14 protein-coding genes and 1 tRNA gene are annotated in these 17209 nt (G+C 52.1%); 9 read left to right on the top strand and 6 right to left on the bottom strand.

Annotation, left to right across the window (positions count from 1 at the left end; genetic code table 11):
* Positions 1-25: 25 nt before the first annotated feature.
* Positions 26-110 (top strand) — tRNA-Tyr (locus tag E6C74_RS05010).
* Positions 111-237: 127 nt separating this feature from the next.
* Here E6C74_RS05010 and treC read toward each other — a convergent pair.
* The 4 genes from treC to gmhB all read right to left on the bottom strand — a co-directional run bounded on the left by treC (position 238) and on the right by gmhB (position 5291).
* Positions 238-1920 (bottom strand): alpha,alpha-phosphotrehalase, encoded by a 1683-nt coding sequence (gene treC, locus E6C74_RS05005; RefSeq protein WP_136483581.1) that lies wholly within the window; start codon positions 1918-1920, stop codon positions 238-240.
* 106 nt (positions 1921-2026) lie between these two features.
* The gene (treB, locus tag E6C74_RS05000) at positions 2027-3451 is read right to left on the bottom strand and encodes a PTS trehalose transporter subunit IIBC (RefSeq protein WP_168796956.1); all 1425 of its coding nucleotides are present in this window, start codon (positions 3449-3451) and stop codon (positions 2027-2029) included.
* A gap of 282 nt (positions 3452-3733) precedes the next feature.
* Positions 3734-4705, bottom strand: a complete 972-nt coding sequence (gene treR / locus E6C74_RS04995) for a trehalose operon repressor TreR (RefSeq protein ID WP_136483579.1) — start codon at positions 4703-4705, stop codon at positions 3734-3736.
* A 28-nt stretch (positions 4706-4733) separates the two neighbouring features.
* Positions 4734-5291: a D-glycero-beta-D-manno-heptose 1,7-bisphosphate 7-phosphatase gene (gene gmhB / locus E6C74_RS04990; protein ID WP_136483578.1), complete on the bottom strand. Its 558-nt coding sequence runs from the start codon at positions 5289-5291 to the stop codon at positions 4734-4736.
* Positions 5292-5648: 357 nt separating this feature from the next.
* On the opposite strand from gmhB, the gene metN reads away from it, so the two are divergent.
* The 3 genes from metN to E6C74_RS04975 all read left to right on the top strand — a co-directional run bounded on the left by metN (position 5649) and on the right by E6C74_RS04975 (position 8238).
* Positions 5649-6683: a methionine ABC transporter ATP-binding protein MetN gene (gene metN / locus E6C74_RS04985; protein WP_136483577.1), complete on the top strand. Its 1035-nt coding sequence runs from the start codon at positions 5649-5651 to the stop codon at positions 6681-6683.
* On the top strand, positions 6673-7350 hold the full coding sequence (locus tag E6C74_RS04980; RefSeq protein ID WP_136483576.1) for a methionine ABC transporter permease: 678 nt from the start codon (positions 6673-6675) through the stop codon (positions 7348-7350). Before metN ends, E6C74_RS04980 begins: the two co-directional genes overlap by 11 nt.
* 78 nt (positions 7351-7428) lie before the next feature.
* Positions 7429-8238: a MetQ/NlpA family lipoprotein gene (locus tag E6C74_RS04975; protein ID WP_136483575.1), complete on the top strand. Its 810-nt coding sequence runs from the start codon at positions 7429-7431 to the stop codon at positions 8236-8238.
* A gap of 125 nt (positions 8239-8363) precedes the next feature.
* On the opposite strand, the gene E6C74_RS04970 is transcribed toward E6C74_RS04975, so the two are convergent.
* Entirely contained in the window at positions 8364-9140 is a 777-nt protein-coding gene (locus E6C74_RS04970) for a Zn-ribbon-containing protein (protein ID WP_136483574.1), read from the bottom strand.
* Between the two features lie 3 nt (positions 9141-9143).
* Positions 9144-9689, bottom strand: coding sequence for a SecY-interacting protein (syd, locus tag E6C74_RS04965; RefSeq protein ID WP_136483573.1), 546 nt, complete (start codon positions 9687-9689; stop codon positions 9144-9146).
* Between the two features lie 97 nt (positions 9690-9786).
* Here syd and queF point away from each other — a divergent pair, with 97 nt between their 5' ends.
* The 5 genes from queF to xni all read left to right on the top strand — a co-directional run bounded on the left by queF (position 9787) and on the right by xni (position 17178).
* Positions 9787-10632 (top strand): NADPH-dependent 7-cyano-7-deazaguanine reductase QueF, encoded by an 846-nt coding sequence (gene queF, locus E6C74_RS04960; RefSeq protein ID WP_136483572.1) that lies wholly within the window; start codon positions 9787-9789, stop codon positions 10630-10632.
* A 16-nt stretch (positions 10633-10648) separates the two neighbouring features.
* Complete coding sequence (locus E6C74_RS04955) at positions 10649-12916, top strand: tetratricopeptide repeat protein (RefSeq protein WP_136483571.1); 2268 nt, start codon at positions 10649-10651, stop codon at positions 12914-12916.
* A gap of 109 nt (positions 12917-13025) precedes the next feature.
* Positions 13026-14591: a GGDEF domain-containing protein gene (locus tag E6C74_RS04950; protein ID WP_136483570.1), complete on the top strand. Its 1566-nt coding sequence runs from the start codon at positions 13026-13028 to the stop codon at positions 14589-14591.
* Positions 14592-14903: 312 nt separating this feature from the next.
* Positions 14904-16265: a nucleotide 5'-monophosphate nucleosidase PpnN gene (gene ppnN, locus E6C74_RS04945; RefSeq protein WP_136483569.1), complete on the top strand. Its 1362-nt coding sequence runs from the start codon at positions 14904-14906 to the stop codon at positions 16263-16265.
* Between the two features lie 121 nt (positions 16266-16386).
* On the top strand, positions 16387-17178 hold the full coding sequence (gene xni, locus E6C74_RS04940; protein WP_136483568.1) for a flap endonuclease Xni: 792 nt from the start codon (positions 16387-16389) through the stop codon (positions 17176-17178).
* Positions 17179-17209: the final 31 nt, after the last annotated feature.

The following is a 17209-nucleotide window of genomic DNA, read 5'->3' as shown; positions in this document are numbered from 1 at the left end:
TTCTGTGAAGAATAAGACCACCCCTGGAGGGGTTCCCGAGTGGCCAAAGGGAGCAGACTGTAAATCTGCCGGCTCCGCCTTCGATGGTTCGAATCCGTCCCCCTCCACCATATACAGAAAGCCAGCTCATTGAGCTGGCTTTTTTGTTTTCAGCCACCGCTTCTTTTCAACCACATCGTGGCGAATCAGGCATCCAGCGACAGGATGCCTTTTATTTTACTTACTCAGAGACGTCCGCTACTCAAGCAAAATCACCCGGGTTTCATACGCGCGCAGAGTCTGCTGCTGAGTGACAGCTTGTTCCTCCAGCTGCGCATAATTGCCCAGCAGATAGCGCGCCCGCTCTAAATTCAGCGTCTCGGCCAGTTCGCACTGTACCGCATCGGCATAATAGTTGTTAAGGCAAATCAGGGTTTGCGTCGATGAGCGGCGCTGATAGGCAAAAATAGCCGGATGATCCGGTAGTAAGTCCTGGTAATCGCCCGTGGTAATCACCGGCACTTGCTTACGCAGTTCAATCAGACGCTGATAAAAGTAAAACACCGAATCCGGATCAGCCAGCGCCTGCTCTGCATTAATGGAGGGATAGTTGATCGCCACATCCAGCCACGGCTGCCCCTGACTGAACCCTGCATGAAGAGCATCGCGCCACTGCATCGGCGTGCGCGAGTTATCCCGTGATTTCTGCGCCAGAATCGCCATCATCTCCTGATGGGAAGTCTCTCCGTGGCGTACCATCAGATCATACATATTGATACTTTCCACATCGCGGTACTGCTCCAGGCGGGTATACCCCGGATTAGTCATGCCAATCTCTTCACCCTGATAAATATAAGGCGTGCCCTGCATCATATGAATCGATGCGGCCAGCATTTTGGCGGCTTCAACCCGGTACTGACCATTATCACCAAAGCGGCTGACCACCCGTGGCTGATCATGATTACACCAGAATAGCGCGCCCCAGCCTTGTCCGTTAAGCCCGCTCTGCCAGTGATTAAAAATCTGTTTGAGCTGCACAAAGTCAAACGGTGCACAGGCCCATTTATTGCCATCCGGATAATCGACTTTAAGATGATGGAAATTGAACACCATGGATAACTCGCGTCCATCAAGTGCTGAATATTGCTGGCAATGCTCTAAAGTGGTTGATGACATCTCACCCACCGTCACGCTGCCATAACGCTGGAACACATCACGGCTGATCTCCTGCAGGTACTGATGTACTTTAGGGCCATCGGTATAGAACCGCCGTCCGTCACCGCGCTCATCATCAACAAAGTCCTGCTGTTTGGAGATAAGGTTAATCACATCAAGCCGGAAACCATCGACCCCTTTTTGCGCCCAGAAACCGATCACCGCTTTGACTTCCTCACGCACCGCTGGATTCTCCCAGTTGAGATCAGCCTGTTCGGTTGCAAACAGGTGCAGATAGTATTCCTTGGTCGCTTCATCCAGCGCCCAGGCACTGCCAACGAATTTCGACTGCCAGTTGTTCGGTTCGCGCCCGTCTTTAGGCGCCTTCCAGATATAGTAGTCACGATACGGGCTGGATTTGTCACCCAATGCCGCTTGAAACCAGGCATGCTCGGTCGAGGTGTGATTCACCACAATATCCATGATGATACGAATACCGCGCTGGTGTGCCTGCGCCAGCAACTGGTCAAAATCCTGCATCGTGCCGAACTGCGGATTGATGGCGTAATAGTCGGAAATATCGTAACCATTATCGACCATGGGCGACTGATAGACCGGCGTCAGCCAGATGGCATCAATGCCCAGCAACTGCAGATAGTCGAGCTTACTGATAATACCGCGCAGATCGCCGGTTCCCTTAGCGCCGCTGTCACAAAAGCTTTTCGGATAGATTTGATAAATCGTGGCGGTTTTCCACCACTCAGCATCGCCCTTATTGCTTGTCATACTCTTAACTCACTTACCTGAAAAATAAAAAATCCGCTATCAGGCTGAACGATAGTGACCACTCAACCTGAGTCACTGATGCCTGAGTCACTGATGCCTGAGTCACTTATGCCTGCGCCACCGTCAGCTCGCCCTTGGCTTTAGCGCGCTTATACATCAGTAGAGTCAGCGCCACCGGCACCGCGACCGCAATTAACATCGCCAGTAAAAACACCATCCAGTACTGCGGCTGAATCGACAAAATACCTGGCAGACCACCAACCCCTATACCGTTTGCCATCACCCCAAAGCTGCCGCACACTGCAGCGGCTAGTGCGCTGCCGATCATGGCGCACAACATCGGAAACTTATATTTGAGGTTGATGCCGTACATGGCAGGCTCAGTAACGCCCAAATAAGCAGAGATCGCCGCCGGTACAGAAATATCCCGCTCGCCCTCTTTTTTGCTGATCAATATGATGCCGACCACCGCCGAGGCCTGGGCAATATTCGACAGGGCAATCAAAGGCCAGATAGGCGTGCCGCCGAGATCCTGCATGAGCTGCAGATCAACTGCGTTGGTGGTGTGGTGAATACCAGTGATCACCAGTGGCGCATACAAAAAGCCAAACAGCATCGAACCGATGACGGCAAAGTCACCGGTCATGGCTGCTTTAGCTGCGATACCAACCCCGTCACCGAGCATGCGCCCAAACGGGCCAATGATGGCGTGAGCCAGCAGCACCGACAGGAGGATAGAAATAAACGGTACCACCACTAAATAGAGGTAAGCCGGGACAATGCGTTTGAGGTTGGTTTCAATCAAAGCCAGCACCACACCGGCCAGAATGGCCGGAATCACCTGCGCCTGATAACCGACCTTATCAATCACAAACCAGCCAAAATCCCACGCTTCCGGCACCTGCTTACCAATCAGATAGGCGTTCATCAGTTGCGGTGACACCAGGGTTATCCCGAGCGTGATGCCCAGAATCGGTGTACCGCCGAGTTTTTTCACTGTCGACCAACAAACCCCGACCGGCAGGAAGAAAAAGATGGCCTCACCAATCAGCCACAGGAAGGAATGGACGCTGGCCCAGAACTGACTGATTTCAACCAGGGTTTTGCCATCAAACATACGGATGTCGCCGATGACATTACGAAAGCCCAGAATCAGACCGCCAGTAATGATAGCCGGCAGCAGGGGCACAAAAATCTCGGCCAGATGGGAAATTCCCCGCTCCAGCATGTTCATGTTCTGGCGTGCCGCCTGCTTGGCCTCATCTTTGGAAGCTTCAGTCTGGCCACTCTGTTGCAGCAGCAGCTTATACACCTGATCAACCTCAGTGCCAATCACGACCTGAAACTGACCGGCATTGGTAAAGCAACCTTTGACCATGCTCAGCGCTTCCAACTGCTTACTGTCTGCTTTAGCTGGTTCATTGAGCACAAAACGCAGCCGGGTCAGGCAGTGCGTTACGCTGGCAATATTCTCTTTGCCACCGACCAGCTCGATAAGACGCGCAACGTCTTGTGTCGCTATCTTACTCATATCCTCGTCCACCTTATTGGTTAAGTTCTTTTATCGTAATTAGGTTTTTTATAATAGTTCAATTGCATATGGGAACATTCCCATTGCGATGTAAAGAATAGTGACATAAGCAGAAATAAAGCAGAATGGGACTGTTCCCATTAATTAAAAAAGATCACATCCGGGGTAAGAGCGATGGATAAAAAAGCGATCTTGGTCGGATCGGGAGCCGGCCGCAGAAGGAAAAATGAACCTCAGAATGCCACCCGCACAACAGGCGGCAGGGTGAATCGCTAATAAGGGTTAATGGCTGGAAGGGTTAAATATCGTCGTCGCTGGTGCCTGGGTCAGATGAACACATTGGCTGATTTCACCCCGTAAGTGCTGAATCAGCAATCGGGCTGCCTGCTCTCCGGCTTCGCGATACCCGGGATCAACGCTGTACACCTTAGGAAACAAAAACGACAGCAGTTCATTGCCACCCACTCCGGTCACTGCCACGTCTTCACGCTGACACTCCTGCAGGCGTTTAATGACCCCCATGGCAATACTGTCGCTGGCACAAACAATCGCTTGGGTCTCGGCGGTCAGCACTTTGTCGACCAACTGATAAGCACTGTGATGATTCAGTTGCCCAGTCTGATAATTGGCCGCATAGCCGTGCTCGGCACACCATTCAAGATAGGTATTAAGTCGCAGCGCTCCGGTGGTCTTATCTCCCGGGTCGACCCCGATATAAGCAATCCGGCTGAACTGCTGCTGCTCAAGATGAGTCAGCGCCGCGCGAATCACGCCGCAATTATCATAATTAATCGAAGAGACGCTGGCGCTGTCCATCGCAATCACGACGGCGCGATTATGCCATGGCGCCAGACTGACCATATCCAGCCCGGTAAAACCAAACACGATCACCCCGTCAACGTTACGCCTGGCCAGCACCTCGAGATGTTCACTTGTTTTAGCACGGTCGAACTGGCTTTCCATGATCACGACATCGTAGCCATATTGATAGAGTATCGGCAGCATACTGCTGACTGAGCGGTTTTCTGAAGGCGAGTCGAGGCGGGAAATAATCACACCCACCACTTTCTGCCGTCCGCCACGCATCGACTGGGCGGACTTGGATGGCACATAACCGTGTTCGGCAATCACCTGCTCTACTCTGGCACGGGTTTCCGGTTTCACTTTCGGATCCCGAGTCAGAACCCGGGACACCGTCGATTTACCAACCCCAGACAGTTTGGCAATATCCAGAATGGTGAGCTTTTTACTCATAGCAGGTCCAATGCAGTAAACCGGCTTATCAGCCGCGTGACTGCAGATACTCAGGCACGCTGCTGATGCTATCCAGTACAGCATCCGCCAGCGCTTCGCCTTGCTCGGTGACCGGTTTGCCGGTGCGCACCAGAATCTTAGTCCCCACGCCAGCGGCGGCGGCGGCCATCAGGTCTTCTGCTTTATCCCCTACCATGACCGAGTTCGCCATATCGATTTTAAGAAAATCACGCGCCGAGATGAACATCCCCGGTTTTGGCTTACGACAGTCGCAGTCTTCTTTATATTTACCTACGCCATGTTCAGCATGGTGCGGGCAATAATAGATACCATCAAACTCGACGCCGTTGTCAACGAAGTTCCAGTCCATCCACTGTGTCAGCGACAGAAAACGATCTTCACTGAACTTGCCGCGGGCAATCCCCGACTGGTTCGTCACCAGCACCAGCATGTAGCCCATGGCTTTTAGCTTTTTCGTTGCTTCGAACACACCGTCGATAAATTCAAAATCGTGCTCATCATGCACGTAGCCATGGTCAACGTTAATCACGCCGTCACGATCTAAAAACACAGCAGGTTTTGCCAAAATATTGCTCTCAAATAAGGTAGATAACTGGTTTTGATTATACCCGAGTCACCTCAAGATGCGAGTTTGATTGCACCGGTTCTCAGCGGGCTCCCCGACAGCGCGCTGAGCCATCATATGCGCCTTATTTCTTTCCCTGCTATTTAATCACTTTCCCGTATTACATCGATCACTTTTTCGGAGTTAAAATTGGCCCATTTAGACGTCTAGACGTCAAAATATCGATTGACTTGATTGTCGATAAACCATAGCATCGTCTCCCCAGTGAGAGAGAGTTCAAAATTTTATACTGTTAATCACGGAAGGGCTCAGGATTATGAGCGTCGTCCGGTTCAGTATCCCTGCACAGGTTTAAACATGATTGAAATTAGTCACGTAAATAAAGTGTTCTACCAAGGTGATAAGGAAATTCACGCCTTGAAGGACATCAATCTTAAAATCGCACAAGGCACAATCTTCGGTGTTATCGGTTCTTCAGGTGCAGGGAAAAGTACTCTGATCCGTTGTGTCAACATGTTGGAAACTCCAACCGACGGCAGCGTGATTGTCGACGGTGTCGATCTGACTAAACTGAATTCAAAACAACTGTCGGAAACCCGCCGTAATATCGGCATGATTTTTCAGCACTTCAATCTGCTGTCATCGCGCACTGTGTTTGGCAACATCTCCCTGCCACTTGAACTGGCAGGCAAAGATGAACAGTACATCGAACGTAAAGTCACTGAACTGCTGAAACTGGTTGGTCTGGCAGATAAACGTGATACCTACCCGGCTAACCTGAGTGGTGGTCAGAAGCAACGTGTGGCGATTGCCCGTGCTCTGGCTTGTGATCCCAAAGTGCTGCTGTGTGACGAAGCAACCAGTGCCCTGGATCCGGCAACCACCCAGTCGATTCTGGAGCTGCTGAAAGAGATTAACCGCAAACTGAACATCACCATGCTGCTGATCACGCACGAAATGGACGTGGTAAAAAGCATCTGTCACGAAGTGGCGATCATCGGTGGCGGTGAACTGGTTGAGAAAGGCAGTGTAGGTGACATTTTCGCCCACGCCAAAACTGAACTGGCGAATAAATTTATCCGCTCAACGCTGGATCTGTCGATCCCGGACGATTACCAGGCACGCCTGAATGAGCAGCGCGTGGCAGGCAGCAGCCCACTGGTTCGCCTTGAGTTCACCGGTGCGACTGTCGATGCACCACTGATGTCACAAATCGCACGTAAATATAATATTGATGTCAGCATTCTGAGTTCAGACATCGATTATGCCGGCGGCGTTAAATTCGGCATGATGGTAGCTGAAATTTTCGGCACCGAAGCCGACAGCGTTGCAGCAATGCAATACCTTCGCGATCACAAAGTAAAAGTAGAGGTTCTTGGTTATGTCCTTTGATGTTGTAAGCAGCTGGTTGTCACTCAACGGTGATCTTCTCCTAACTGCAACCTGGGAAACCGTCTACATGGTCGCCGTAGCAGGTATCGTTGGCTTTGTTTTTGGTATTCCTCTGGGTGTGATTCTGCACACCAGCAAGAAAGGCGGATTACTGGAAAACCCACGCCTGAACAAGGTATTGGGTGCTATTGTTAATATCGGTCGTTCGGTACCTTTCTTGGTACTGATGGTCGCTATCATTCCTGTGACCAAAATGATTGTCGGCACCTTTATCGGTACCACAGCCGCCATCGTTCCGCTGACTATCGGTGCTATCCCGTTTGTCGCGCGTCTGATTGAAGGCGCGCTGCTGGAAGTACCAAGCGGTCTGGTTGAAGCGGCTCAGTCAATGGGGGCAACCCCGATGCAGATCATCAGCAAAGTGCTGCTGCCGGAAGCCATGCCAACCATCATTAACTCAATCACCATCACGCTGGTGACTCTGGTCAGCTACTCAGCAATGGCCGGCACTGTCGGTGGCGGTGGTCTGGGTGACGTGGCAATCCGTTACGGCTTCCACCGTTACGACATCTCAGTGATGACAGTAACAGTAGTAATGCTGATTGTGCTGGTACAAATTATTCAGTCGGTCGGTGACAACCTGGTGCGCCGCGTCGATCACAGATAAACCGTTCTTTTCGTAAACACAACATAGTTACGTTAACCAACACAGATACGTTAAAAAGTTTATAACAAGGAGAATATTATGAAATTTAACCTTAAAGGTTTACTGGCTATCGCAGCCGCTGCATCAGCGCTGGTTCTGGCTGGTTGTGGTGATAAAGCCGTGGACAACAGCAAAGTAAAAATCGGTGTAATCGCCGGTGCTGAAGCTCAGGTTGCTGAAGTGGCTGCTAAAGTTGCCAAACAGAAATACGACCTGGATGTAGAACTGGTTACGTTCACTGACTACGTTACACCAAACGCGGCTCTGGATGACGGTTCTATCGACGCGAACGCATTCCAGCACAAACCATACCTGGACAAGCAAATTGCTGACCGTGGTTACAAACTGGCAATCGTAGGCAACACTTTTGTATACCCAATCGCAGCCTACTCAAAGCAAATCACCTCTGTTGACCAGCTGCAGGACGGCGCACGTATCGCAGTACCAAACGATCCAACTAACCTGGGCCGCTCTCTGATCCTGCTTGAGCAGCAAGGTCTGATCAAACTGCGTGAAGGCGCGGGTCTGGAAGCGACAGTACGTGACATCGCAGAAAACCCGAAAAACTTCCGTATTGTTGAACTGGAAGCCCCTCAGCTGCCACGTTCACTGGACGACGTTGAACTGGCGATCATTAACAGCACATTCGCAAGCTCAATCGGCCTGACACCAGAAAAAGATGGCGTGTTCGTCGAAGACAAAGAGTCTCCATACGTCAACCTGCTGGTTGCTCGTCAAGACAACGTCAATGCTGAAAACGTACAGAACTTCCTGAAAGCTTACCAGACTGACGAAGTAAACAAAGCGGCTTCTGAAATCTTCAACGGTGGCTCAGTCAAAGGCTGGTAATGCCTGCCTGGCACTGGCGTAGCAAATAGCGAAAATGCAGTAGCAAAGACAAAAAAGGTTGGCTTCGGGCCACCTTTTTTATTGCGTGCAATCTCTGCTGCTGCCGTCAGATAGCCTGCCCCTGGCTATTTCAGGTGATCCCAGGAGATATTGGAGACAATCCGGCAGCTGTCGCATTTGAAGTGAAAAATATCATGCAGCGGCTCTGCAAGCAGCCATTCCCCGCCGCATTTCGGGCACGGCCTGGCCTTTTCGTCAGCCAGACTGCTGCCGCCGACCCGGTACTGGTAATAGTAAGTCGGCACCTTGGTCAGGTACTCAATCCGGCCGCGCAGATCCCAGCCACGGCGGAACAGATCGCTGTCGGCGTCGCAGATTTCATGCAGCGCAGCGAACTCCGCCTTGCAGCCGCCCGCCATCTGGATTTCATCACACGCCTGCCACTCGGTCTGCCATTTGATCACCGCTTTGTGGTCACCGTTCAGGGTTGGTTCATTGCGATAAAGCGGGATCGGCAGCAGACTCTCGCCGCTGCGCAGCGGTGAACAGGTATGCACATAAGTGGTATACAGCACCTGCCAGCCCGGCGTTTCCTCTTCGGCTGCCTGCTCTGAATTGATGTCCCGCCCCAGCAGGCGCACTTTCGGAGCCAGCAGGCTGGCTTGAGCCAGACGACCAATACACACCTTAACAAAATCAGAATGATTTTTCGGGTGCAGACTCTCCTGCTCCGGACACACGGCGCGGACAAAAAATTCGCCGTCTCCCAGCACTATAGGAAATTCACGCCCCAGCACCTGACCGTTGTAGCGCAGCGCGTCCATCAGACCATTCACGGCCTTATCCACGGCACTGATGGTGGTGTTATCAAAGCATTCAAACTGAAGTTCAACCACAAACATAACTTATACCGCCGGCTCTAACTGGGTTAAAAACTCGGCCACATCACAGCTCAATACCTGGCGTTTATCCGTGCCCAGCGTTTCCCGAATCACCTGGCCGGTCAGATTACAGATAGAGATCACGTCCATCTCGTCCTCTGTGGTCGCGATAAACACAGTTGGTTTTTGTTTCAGACGACGCTGCATCACCAGATGCCCCAGGATATTCTCCTGCAGACGGGCGAAATCTTCATCGCTCCACACCTGAAGCAGAGTCAGCGCTTCACCGCGCCAGGTTGCCGGCATATCAGCGGCAAACTGAGAACCGTAAAAATGGCCAATATCTTCATGTAAGGTCAGTTCCATACCACGCTCGACATTCGCCAGATCCACCGGCGTCTCACGCTCGACCGGTTGCCACTCGACGCCATCGGCCAGAGTGCGCACCACACACTGAGAAGCCAGACCAAGCAGCTCCTCGTTGTAGGGCAGACTCTGATGCTTATGCTGCACTGCATCAAGATAGCGTTGACTGAATGAGAATAAAGCCCGGGCCACGGAATGTGCCATGAAGTTCTCCATTGTTGAGTTAGTCGCGCCTGCCAGATGACACACGCGGCGGTATTGCGTAGAATTCCGGTTATTCTAATCGAATTGACTGTAAAGTATGAGCAAATATTCTGACGCAAAAGAACTGGCGGGTTTAACCCTGGGTAAAACCACCGAATACGCCAATCAGTACGACCCGTCTCTTTTGCAACCAGTGCCGCGTAGCCTGAACCGAGACGACCTTAACCTCGGCGATACGCTGCCGTTTCAGGGCTGTGACATCTGGACCTTGTATGAACTCTCGTGGCTGAATGACAACGGCCTGCCTCAGGTCGCGATCGGCGAAGTTGCCATTCCGGCCACCAGCGCCAATCTGATCGAGTCCAAGTCATTCAAGCTTTACCTGAACAGTTTCAACCAGACCCGTTTCGCCGACTGGCATAGTGTGCAGCAGTGTCTAGTCAAAGATCTCTCCGCCTGTGCCGGCGAAAGCGTCACGGTAGATGTCAAACCGCTCAGCGCCTACACCGCGCAGCCAATTGTCACCATGCAGGGCGAATGTATCGACGAGCAGGACATCGCGATCACCCGCTACGATTTTGACGCTAGCCTGCTCAATGGTGCCAGCAGCGATGAGATTGTTGAGGAGACCCTGCACAGCCACCTGCTCAAGTCCAACTGCCTGATCACCAACCAGCCGGACTGGGGCAGCGTCGAAATCGCTTACCGCGGGCCAAAAATCGACCGCGAAGCTCTGCTGCGTTACATCGTCTCATTCCGTGAACACAACGAGTTTCACGAGCAGTGTGTCGAGCGTATTTTCACCGACATCACCCGTTACTGTCAGCCGGAGTCACTGACGGTACAGGCGCGTTATACCCGCCGTGGCGGACTGGATATCAACCCATTCCGTTCCACGCAACAGGCCGCACCTGCGCACAACCAACGTATGGCTCGTCAATAAAAGGATTTCGGACAGCATGACTCGTTTTCGCTGGCAGCACTGGCTGGGGCTAACCCTGCTCTGTTTTGCAACCTGGTCTCAGGCAACCATTTACTCGTCTCCGACACTGAATGAAGCAAACGGCCTGGTGGAGATCTCTCCCAAGCAGGCCAAAGCACTCGCGACCGACTATCTCACCCAGCGAAAACTGGCTGATAAAGTGGAAAAAACACCGTCCACTATCAGCCGCGACGAGACCGACAGCCGGGTGCGTACACCCGGCAGTACTATCGATGCGATGAAAATCATTGCCAAAGCGCAGTACCAGCTTGGTTTTCCGCACATGGCATTCCAGGTCCTGGAGGAAGCACGTCTGCTGGCCCAGCAGTATCAGTTGGCCTATCTCGAGCTCGACGTCGACACCCTGCTGGTACGTCTGCAATGGATGGATGACGGCGATGCTTCTGCTGCGCGGGAAAAACTGCGTGACATCGCCAAACGCTACGAAGCGCTGGAAAATTCCGATCAACTCGCCAAGGGCATCAATTACAAGATGACCATGCTGCGTGCGGAAATCGCCTCACGCGCCAACGATGTTGAGCTGGCTGACCGTCTGTTTGCCGAAGCCAAGCCGTATATTGACAGCCTGCCGTCGCCGCAACAACAAATCGAATATCATCTTGAAGTGGGCCAGCATTACCTGACTCACGAGCGCTACAATCTGGCCCTGTCTGAATTACTGATGTCGTACTGGAGTGCGATTGAAGATAACGACGGTGCCCTGTTGGCGAAAACCAACACCTTATTGGCCCAGCTGTTCTATGAACGCCGCGTGCTGGATAAAACGCTGGTTCATCTGTCCCAGGCGGCTGATTTTTACGACAACTACGACAAATCGCCGGCTCTGGCTGCGGTACTGAAACGTATGGGCGACGTCTACTTCCTGCAAGGCAAATATAACCTCGCTCTGGTGCATTACTTTAACGTCATCGACCATGAGAGCGGTGACAACAATCTGCACAGCGTGATAGAAGTGCGCCTCAGTCTGGCTGCCACTTACCTGCAACTATTCAACTATCCGCTCGCCGAGCAGTATCTGGTGCGAGCGGAAGATATGCTCAGCTACACCGATATTCCGCTGCTTAAAGGCCGGGCTGCATTGCTCAAAGCCGGCCTGGCTTACCATCAACAGCAGAGCAGCAAGGTGATTGAACAGGCTCAGCAGGCGCTGTCTATCAGCCATGATGTCGGCGATCTGGCGATGGAAGAGCAGGCTTATCACCTGCTGTCACTGGGTTATGAACAACGTGGCGACTATGCCAACGCATTAAGCAGCGTCAAACACAGCAACTCAATCGCCAAGATCCGCCAGGAAAAGCTCAATCAAATCAGTGAAGATGCTTTCCGCCAGCAGAAAGAGTTTGTCGAGCAGACACTGCATCTGGTCGGCCAGGAAAAAGAGCTGCAGGATACCAAGCGCGAATACAGTAAATTCCAGAAAATCGCCTTTGCCCTGTTTATTGCCAGCGCAGTGTTTTTCCTGATTGTGCTGCGCCGCGGCTACCTGCTGCAACGCCAGAAAGAAGAGATTGCCGAGCTCAATACCAACCTGTATACCCACTCGCGCTCACGACTGCACAATCTGCGTATGCTCAACTCCAAACTGTTATCAACGCTGGAAAAAAGCAGCCAGAGCTATGAACAGTGGCATATCAGCGAGCTGATTCATGAACCGCTCAACGACCGCTTACGGTTCGCCATGATTGATGTGCCTTTCCTGCGTAATATGTACCTGCAGCACGGCTACAGTGCCGGACTTGAGCTCGAGCACGCCTTTGGCGAGTTTATTAAATCCAAGCTGGGCGAAGACGCACGCTTGTACCACTTCTCTGATGCCAACCTGCTCTACATCGAACCGTGCAGCGACCGCGATCAACCACCGGAAGTACTGTGCAATAAGGTCCAGGACTGGATGCAGGAGTTTCAGCCGGAGCGGCCGCTCAACCGTACCATCCGGATGGGCATTGCCGATTATCCTTTCCTGCCGCGCGCTTATACCGCGATTAATGATAAAGAGTTACTCGATATTTTGCTGATGGCCGCCAGCGTAGCGCGTGAGCTGAGTATTCGCGAAAACAGCAGCCACTGGGTCTATCTGCGTGCGATTGATAACGCGCCAGCGGCCAGTTTTGCCTCAAACGATATTCGTAAATCATGCAAGCACGCCATCAACCAAGGGCTGATCAAAGTCCATTCTTCGTTCAAAAATGAGGAAATCATCAAAAAACTTTTAAAAGATGGGTAAAAGCTACGCGGTTAAGGCACTGAATTCGTGACGAATTCAAAATATTTGCTATTATCGACAAATCAGTAAATAGGATCATACTGATCCCCTTTTTATTAGTTTGTTGTCGATGGGCATTCTTGAACAAGATATCCAAAATCAGTTAGACCAATTGCGTAGTAAATTGGAACAAACACGTTTGACACATCGGGATACTTCGTTCAAATTTAACCGAGAACAAAAAGTCCTGAAGCGCATCGTCGCATCGTTAAGTCAGGCTTGTCAGGGCGAGAATATCCAGTTAAACGGGTACCTTTCTGAGCTGCGTCAAGCCATCGAACAACAAACCGATATAAGCTCAATCATACCCCGACTGGCCGTACTGGAGCGCATGTTGAAGCAACAAACGTTGAACATGGATAAACAGAGTCACCACCTTGATGCTCAGATCAAAAGCAGTGGTGAAATTCTGTTACGCGTTCCCGGTCTGCCGGCAAAAATCAAACGTGACCTGCGTGATCTGCTCAGTTTTTCCGCCGCTCAGCCCCCCTCCAAAGTGGAACAGGCGATGCGACTGCTGGCGCTGTACGAACGCTCCGTCAAGATCATCTCCGCGAACCCGCAAGCATTGAATGCTGATTTGGCTGGCGGAGCTGACCAAGAGCTGTTGGCAAGTTTGAGTGAGGAACTGCAAAACCTGATCACCGAACTCGACTTCGACGGCGAATATGGTGACCTGCTGACCGACATCCGTGCCAAGCTGCTAAGCGGGGTGACCACCCAGTCGCTGCTGGAACTGACCATGGACGTACTCAAACTGGTCATCGCCGGCACCCACGCGGAACGTAAAGGCTCCGAGAAGTTTCTTGACCAAGTCAACACCTCCCTGTGTAACAACATCAAAAGCGTCAATCAGAACCTCGAGCAAAGCCAGAGCTACCAGGTGCACCGCGCGGAAATGCACGTGGAACTCAGCTCCCTGGTCGGACGCAGTCAAAGCACCCTGAAAGAAGGCACCGAACTGGCAGCCACCAAAGCCAGACTGGGGCCTATGCTGGATGAACTGGCTTCATTATCAGAACGTCTGACCCATGCCGAACAGCGTGAACAGATTCTGATTGAACGCATGCAGTACACCCGCAGCCAGATGGAAGCGCTGTACGAAATGACTCTGGATTATCGCCGCCGCCTTGATGATCAGGCCCAGCGTATGCAGCAGGATACCCTGACCAACGTCTATAACCGCAGTGCATTCAATGACCGGCTGGAACACGAATACCATCGTTGGATTCGTACCCAGAACAACCTGCGTCTGGTGATGCTGGACATTGATAAATTCAAAGCGATTAATGATAGTTTCGGCTTTATGGCCGGCGATAAAGCACTGCGTATTATCGCCCGCACTATCAGCAAAGAAGTCAACGAGACCGCGACCGTGGCAAGATTTTCCGGCGAAGAGTTTGTTATCCTGCTACCTGACCACAGTGATAATGACAGCTACCAAATCATTCAGCAGATTCAGCGCAATGTATCTAAACTGCCGTTTAAATTCCGCGATAAAAGCATCACCATTACCCTGACCGCGGCCAGTACCTGTTTTAAAGAATCGGACACGCCGGAAATCGTACTCGAACGCGCCTATCGAGCGATGAGCGATGCGAAGAAATACGGCCCGAATCAGATAGCCTGGAAGTAAAGCAGCGCCGTTCTCCAACCACATTCCCCATCATCAATGCGGCCATTTTTTGTACAACTCCACACGATTTTAGTGACCGCCTTCACATCTGCTGCGGCATAATATTTCCCAAAACTGTAGATCCGAACAAGATTGAAAGCGTAATATCAATTAGTTAAGTTATTAACTGCGGCTCAGTTTTCCCCATAACCAAAGTCACAATAAAATGCGCCGTCAGTGTTCCCATCCGGTGTAACGAGCAAAGTAATCACTACGCATTCCAACCCGCTCGCCAGGTGGACTCTCATTAACCTCTCAGCAAAGGAGGTCAGCATGATCACCCAAGTCAGCCCTGCGGGCAGTATGGATCTGTTGTCGCAACTTGAAGTAGAACGACTCAAAAAAACCGCGTCGAGCGGCGACCTGTACCAGCTCTACCGCAACTGTACCCTGGCGGTACTCAACTCAGGCAGCCACACCGACAACTCGAAAGAGCTGCTGGATAAATACAGCAATTTCGACGTCAACGTCCTGCGCCGCGAGCGCGGGATTAAACTGGAACTGACCAACCCGCCTGAGCACGCGTTCGTCGATGGACACATCATCAAAGGGATTCAGGAACACCTGTTTTCAGTGCTGCGCGATATCGTGTATGTCAATATGCACCTCGCCGACAGCCAGCGCCTCAACCTGACCAATTCGACCCATATCACCAACCTGGTGTTTGGGATCCTGCGTAATGCCGGTACTCTGATCCCGGGTATCATTCCCAATCTGGTGGTGTGCTGGGGCGGACATTCAATTAACGCGACCGAGTATCAGTACACCCGTGAAGTCGGTAATGAACTCGGCCTGCGCGAATTAAACATCTGTACCGGTTGTGGTCCGGGTGCCATGGAAGGGCCGATGAAAGGTGCTGCAATTGGCCATGCCAAACAGCGCTACCAGGAAAAGCGCTATCTTGGCCTGACCGAGCCTTCAATCATCGCCGCCGAGCCGCCAAACCCGATTGTCAATGAACTGGTGATCATGCCGGACATTGAGAAACGTCTTGAAGCCTTTGTACGTCTGGCGCACGGCATCATCATCTTCCCGGGCGGCCCGGGTACAGCTGAAGAACTGCTGTATATCCTTGGCATCATGATGCATCCGGAAAACACTCATCAGCCGATGCCTATCGTGCTGACCGGTCCGAAAGAGAGTGAAGAGTATTTCCGTTCGATTGATGAGTTTATTGCCGAAACTCTCGGTGATGACGCGCGTAAACACTACCGCATCGTGATCGACGATCCGGCTGAAGCGGCGCGCATTATGCGCAATGCGATGCCGACCGTGCGCCAGCACCGCAAAGATCACGAAGATGCCTACAGCTTTAACTGGTCGTTGAAAATCGAGCCGGAGTTCCAGTTACCGTTTGAGCCCAATCACGACAACATGGCCAACCTGGATCTGCACCTCGATCAGGCACCGGAAGTGCTGGCCGCCAATCTGCGCCGCGCTTTCTCCGGCATTGTGGCCGGTAACGTCAAAGCGGAGGGAATTCGTGAAATCGAGCAGCATGGACCGTTTGAAATCCACGGCGACCCGATATTAATGAAGAAAATGGACAAACTGCTGAAAGATTTCGTGGCTCAGAACCGGATGAAACTCCCCGGCGGCAGTGCCTACGAGCCTTGTTACCGCATTGTCTCTTAAAGCACTGGCTACCCGCCCGTGCGGGTAGCAATCTCGAACAAACTCATTACAATAAGGGCCTTATCGCCCTTATTTTTTATCTTGTCCCACGCCGGGCAGACAACCCAGGTAATCAACCCTTATGTCTCTTCATCTTGTCATCATCGATGCGTTAAATCTGATCCGCCGCGTCCACTCCGTACAACCCGATGAAAGTGACATTGCCCGTACTATCGACACCACGACCCGCACCCTGCAGCGCATCATTAATGAAGCGCAGCCGACCCACATTATCGCGGTGTTTGATCACCACTTACAACACCGCGGCTGGCGGGCAGAGATCCTGCCGGACTACAAAGCCAACCGTAAACCAATGCCGGAGCCTCTGGCACAAGGGCTGGACGCGATTCAGCAAGCCTGGTGGCAACTGGGCATCGATTCGCTGCTCTCTGACGGTGACGAAGCGGACGACCTGGTCGCGACGCTGGCGGTTAAAGTGGCTTCGCATCAGGAAAAAGTCACCATCATCTCCACCGACAAAGGCTATTGCCAGTTACTGTCGCCGACGCTGCAGATCCGGGATTATTTCCAGCACCGCTGGCTGGATGCGCCGTTTATCGCCAAAGAATTTGGCGTCAAACCCGAGCAACTGGCCGACTATTGGGGGCTGGCGGGTGTCAGCTCAAGCCAGGTACCGGGCGTCCCGGGCGTCGGTCCGAAAGCCGCCAAAGAGATCCTGACCCAGTTTGCTGATATAGAAAGTGCCTACGCCAGTGAAGAACTGGCACCGAAGTACCGCAAAAAGCTCGACCAGCACATCGAACTGGCCCGGGTATGTAAACAGGTCGCCGGGCTCAAAACCGACATCGAACTGGGTTTTAATCTGCAGGACATCCGCTACGTTGTGCCGGGTAGTGAAGAATCTCAGAGCTAAAGCATCGCGCATAAGATCAGCCGATAAAAAA

Origin of the sequence: Vibrio sp. H11 (assembly GCF_004804295.1) — a bacterium.
Taxonomy (GTDB): domain Bacteria; phylum Pseudomonadota; class Gammaproteobacteria; order Enterobacterales; family Vibrionaceae; genus Vibrio; species Vibrio ostreae.
The sequence above is the reverse complement of the archived record's forward strand: the minus strand, read 5'-3'. Positions and strand labels throughout refer to the sequence as shown.

Bases quoted from the DNA above. Each gene is read 5' to 3' on its own strand.
- treC (WP_136483581.1), bottom strand. From the start codon at position 1,920: ATGACAAGCAATAAGGGCGATGCTGAGTGGTGGAAAACCGCCACGATT.
- treB (WP_168796956.1), bottom strand. From the start codon at position 3,451: ATGAGTAAGATAGCGACACAAGACGTTGCGCGTCTTATCGAGCTGGTC.
- treR (WP_136483579.1), bottom strand. From the start codon at position 4,705: ATGAGTAAAAAGCTCACCATTCTGGATATTGCCAAACTGTCTGGGGTT.
- metN (WP_136483577.1), top strand. From the start codon at position 5,649: ATGATTGAAATTAGTCACGTAAATAAAGTGTTCTACCAAGGTGATAAG.
- E6C74_RS04980 (WP_136483576.1), top strand. From the start codon at position 6,673: ATGTCCTTTGATGTTGTAAGCAGCTGGTTGTCACTCAACGGTGATCTT.
- E6C74_RS04975 (WP_136483575.1), top strand. From the start codon at position 7,429: ATGAAATTTAACCTTAAAGGTTTACTGGCTATCGCAGCCGCTGCATCA.
- E6C74_RS04970 (WP_136483574.1), bottom strand. From the start codon at position 9,140: ATGTTTGTGGTTGAACTTCAGTTTGAATGCTTTGATAACACCACCATC.
- syd (WP_136483573.1), bottom strand. From the start codon at position 9,689: ATGGCACATTCCGTGGCCCGGGCTTTATTCTCATTCAGTCAACGCTAT.
- queF (WP_136483572.1), top strand. From the start codon at position 9,787: ATGAGCAAATATTCTGACGCAAAAGAACTGGCGGGTTTAACCCTGGGT.
- E6C74_RS04955 (WP_136483571.1), top strand. From the start codon at position 10,649: ATGACTCGTTTTCGCTGGCAGCACTGGCTGGGGCTAACCCTGCTCTGT.
- E6C74_RS04950 (WP_136483570.1), top strand. From the start codon at position 13,026: ATGGGCATTCTTGAACAAGATATCCAAAATCAGTTAGACCAATTGCGT.
- ppnN (WP_136483569.1), top strand. From the start codon at position 14,904: ATGATCACCCAAGTCAGCCCTGCGGGCAGTATGGATCTGTTGTCGCAA.
- xni (WP_136483568.1), top strand. From the start codon at position 16,387: ATGTCTCTTCATCTTGTCATCATCGATGCGTTAAATCTGATCCGCCGC.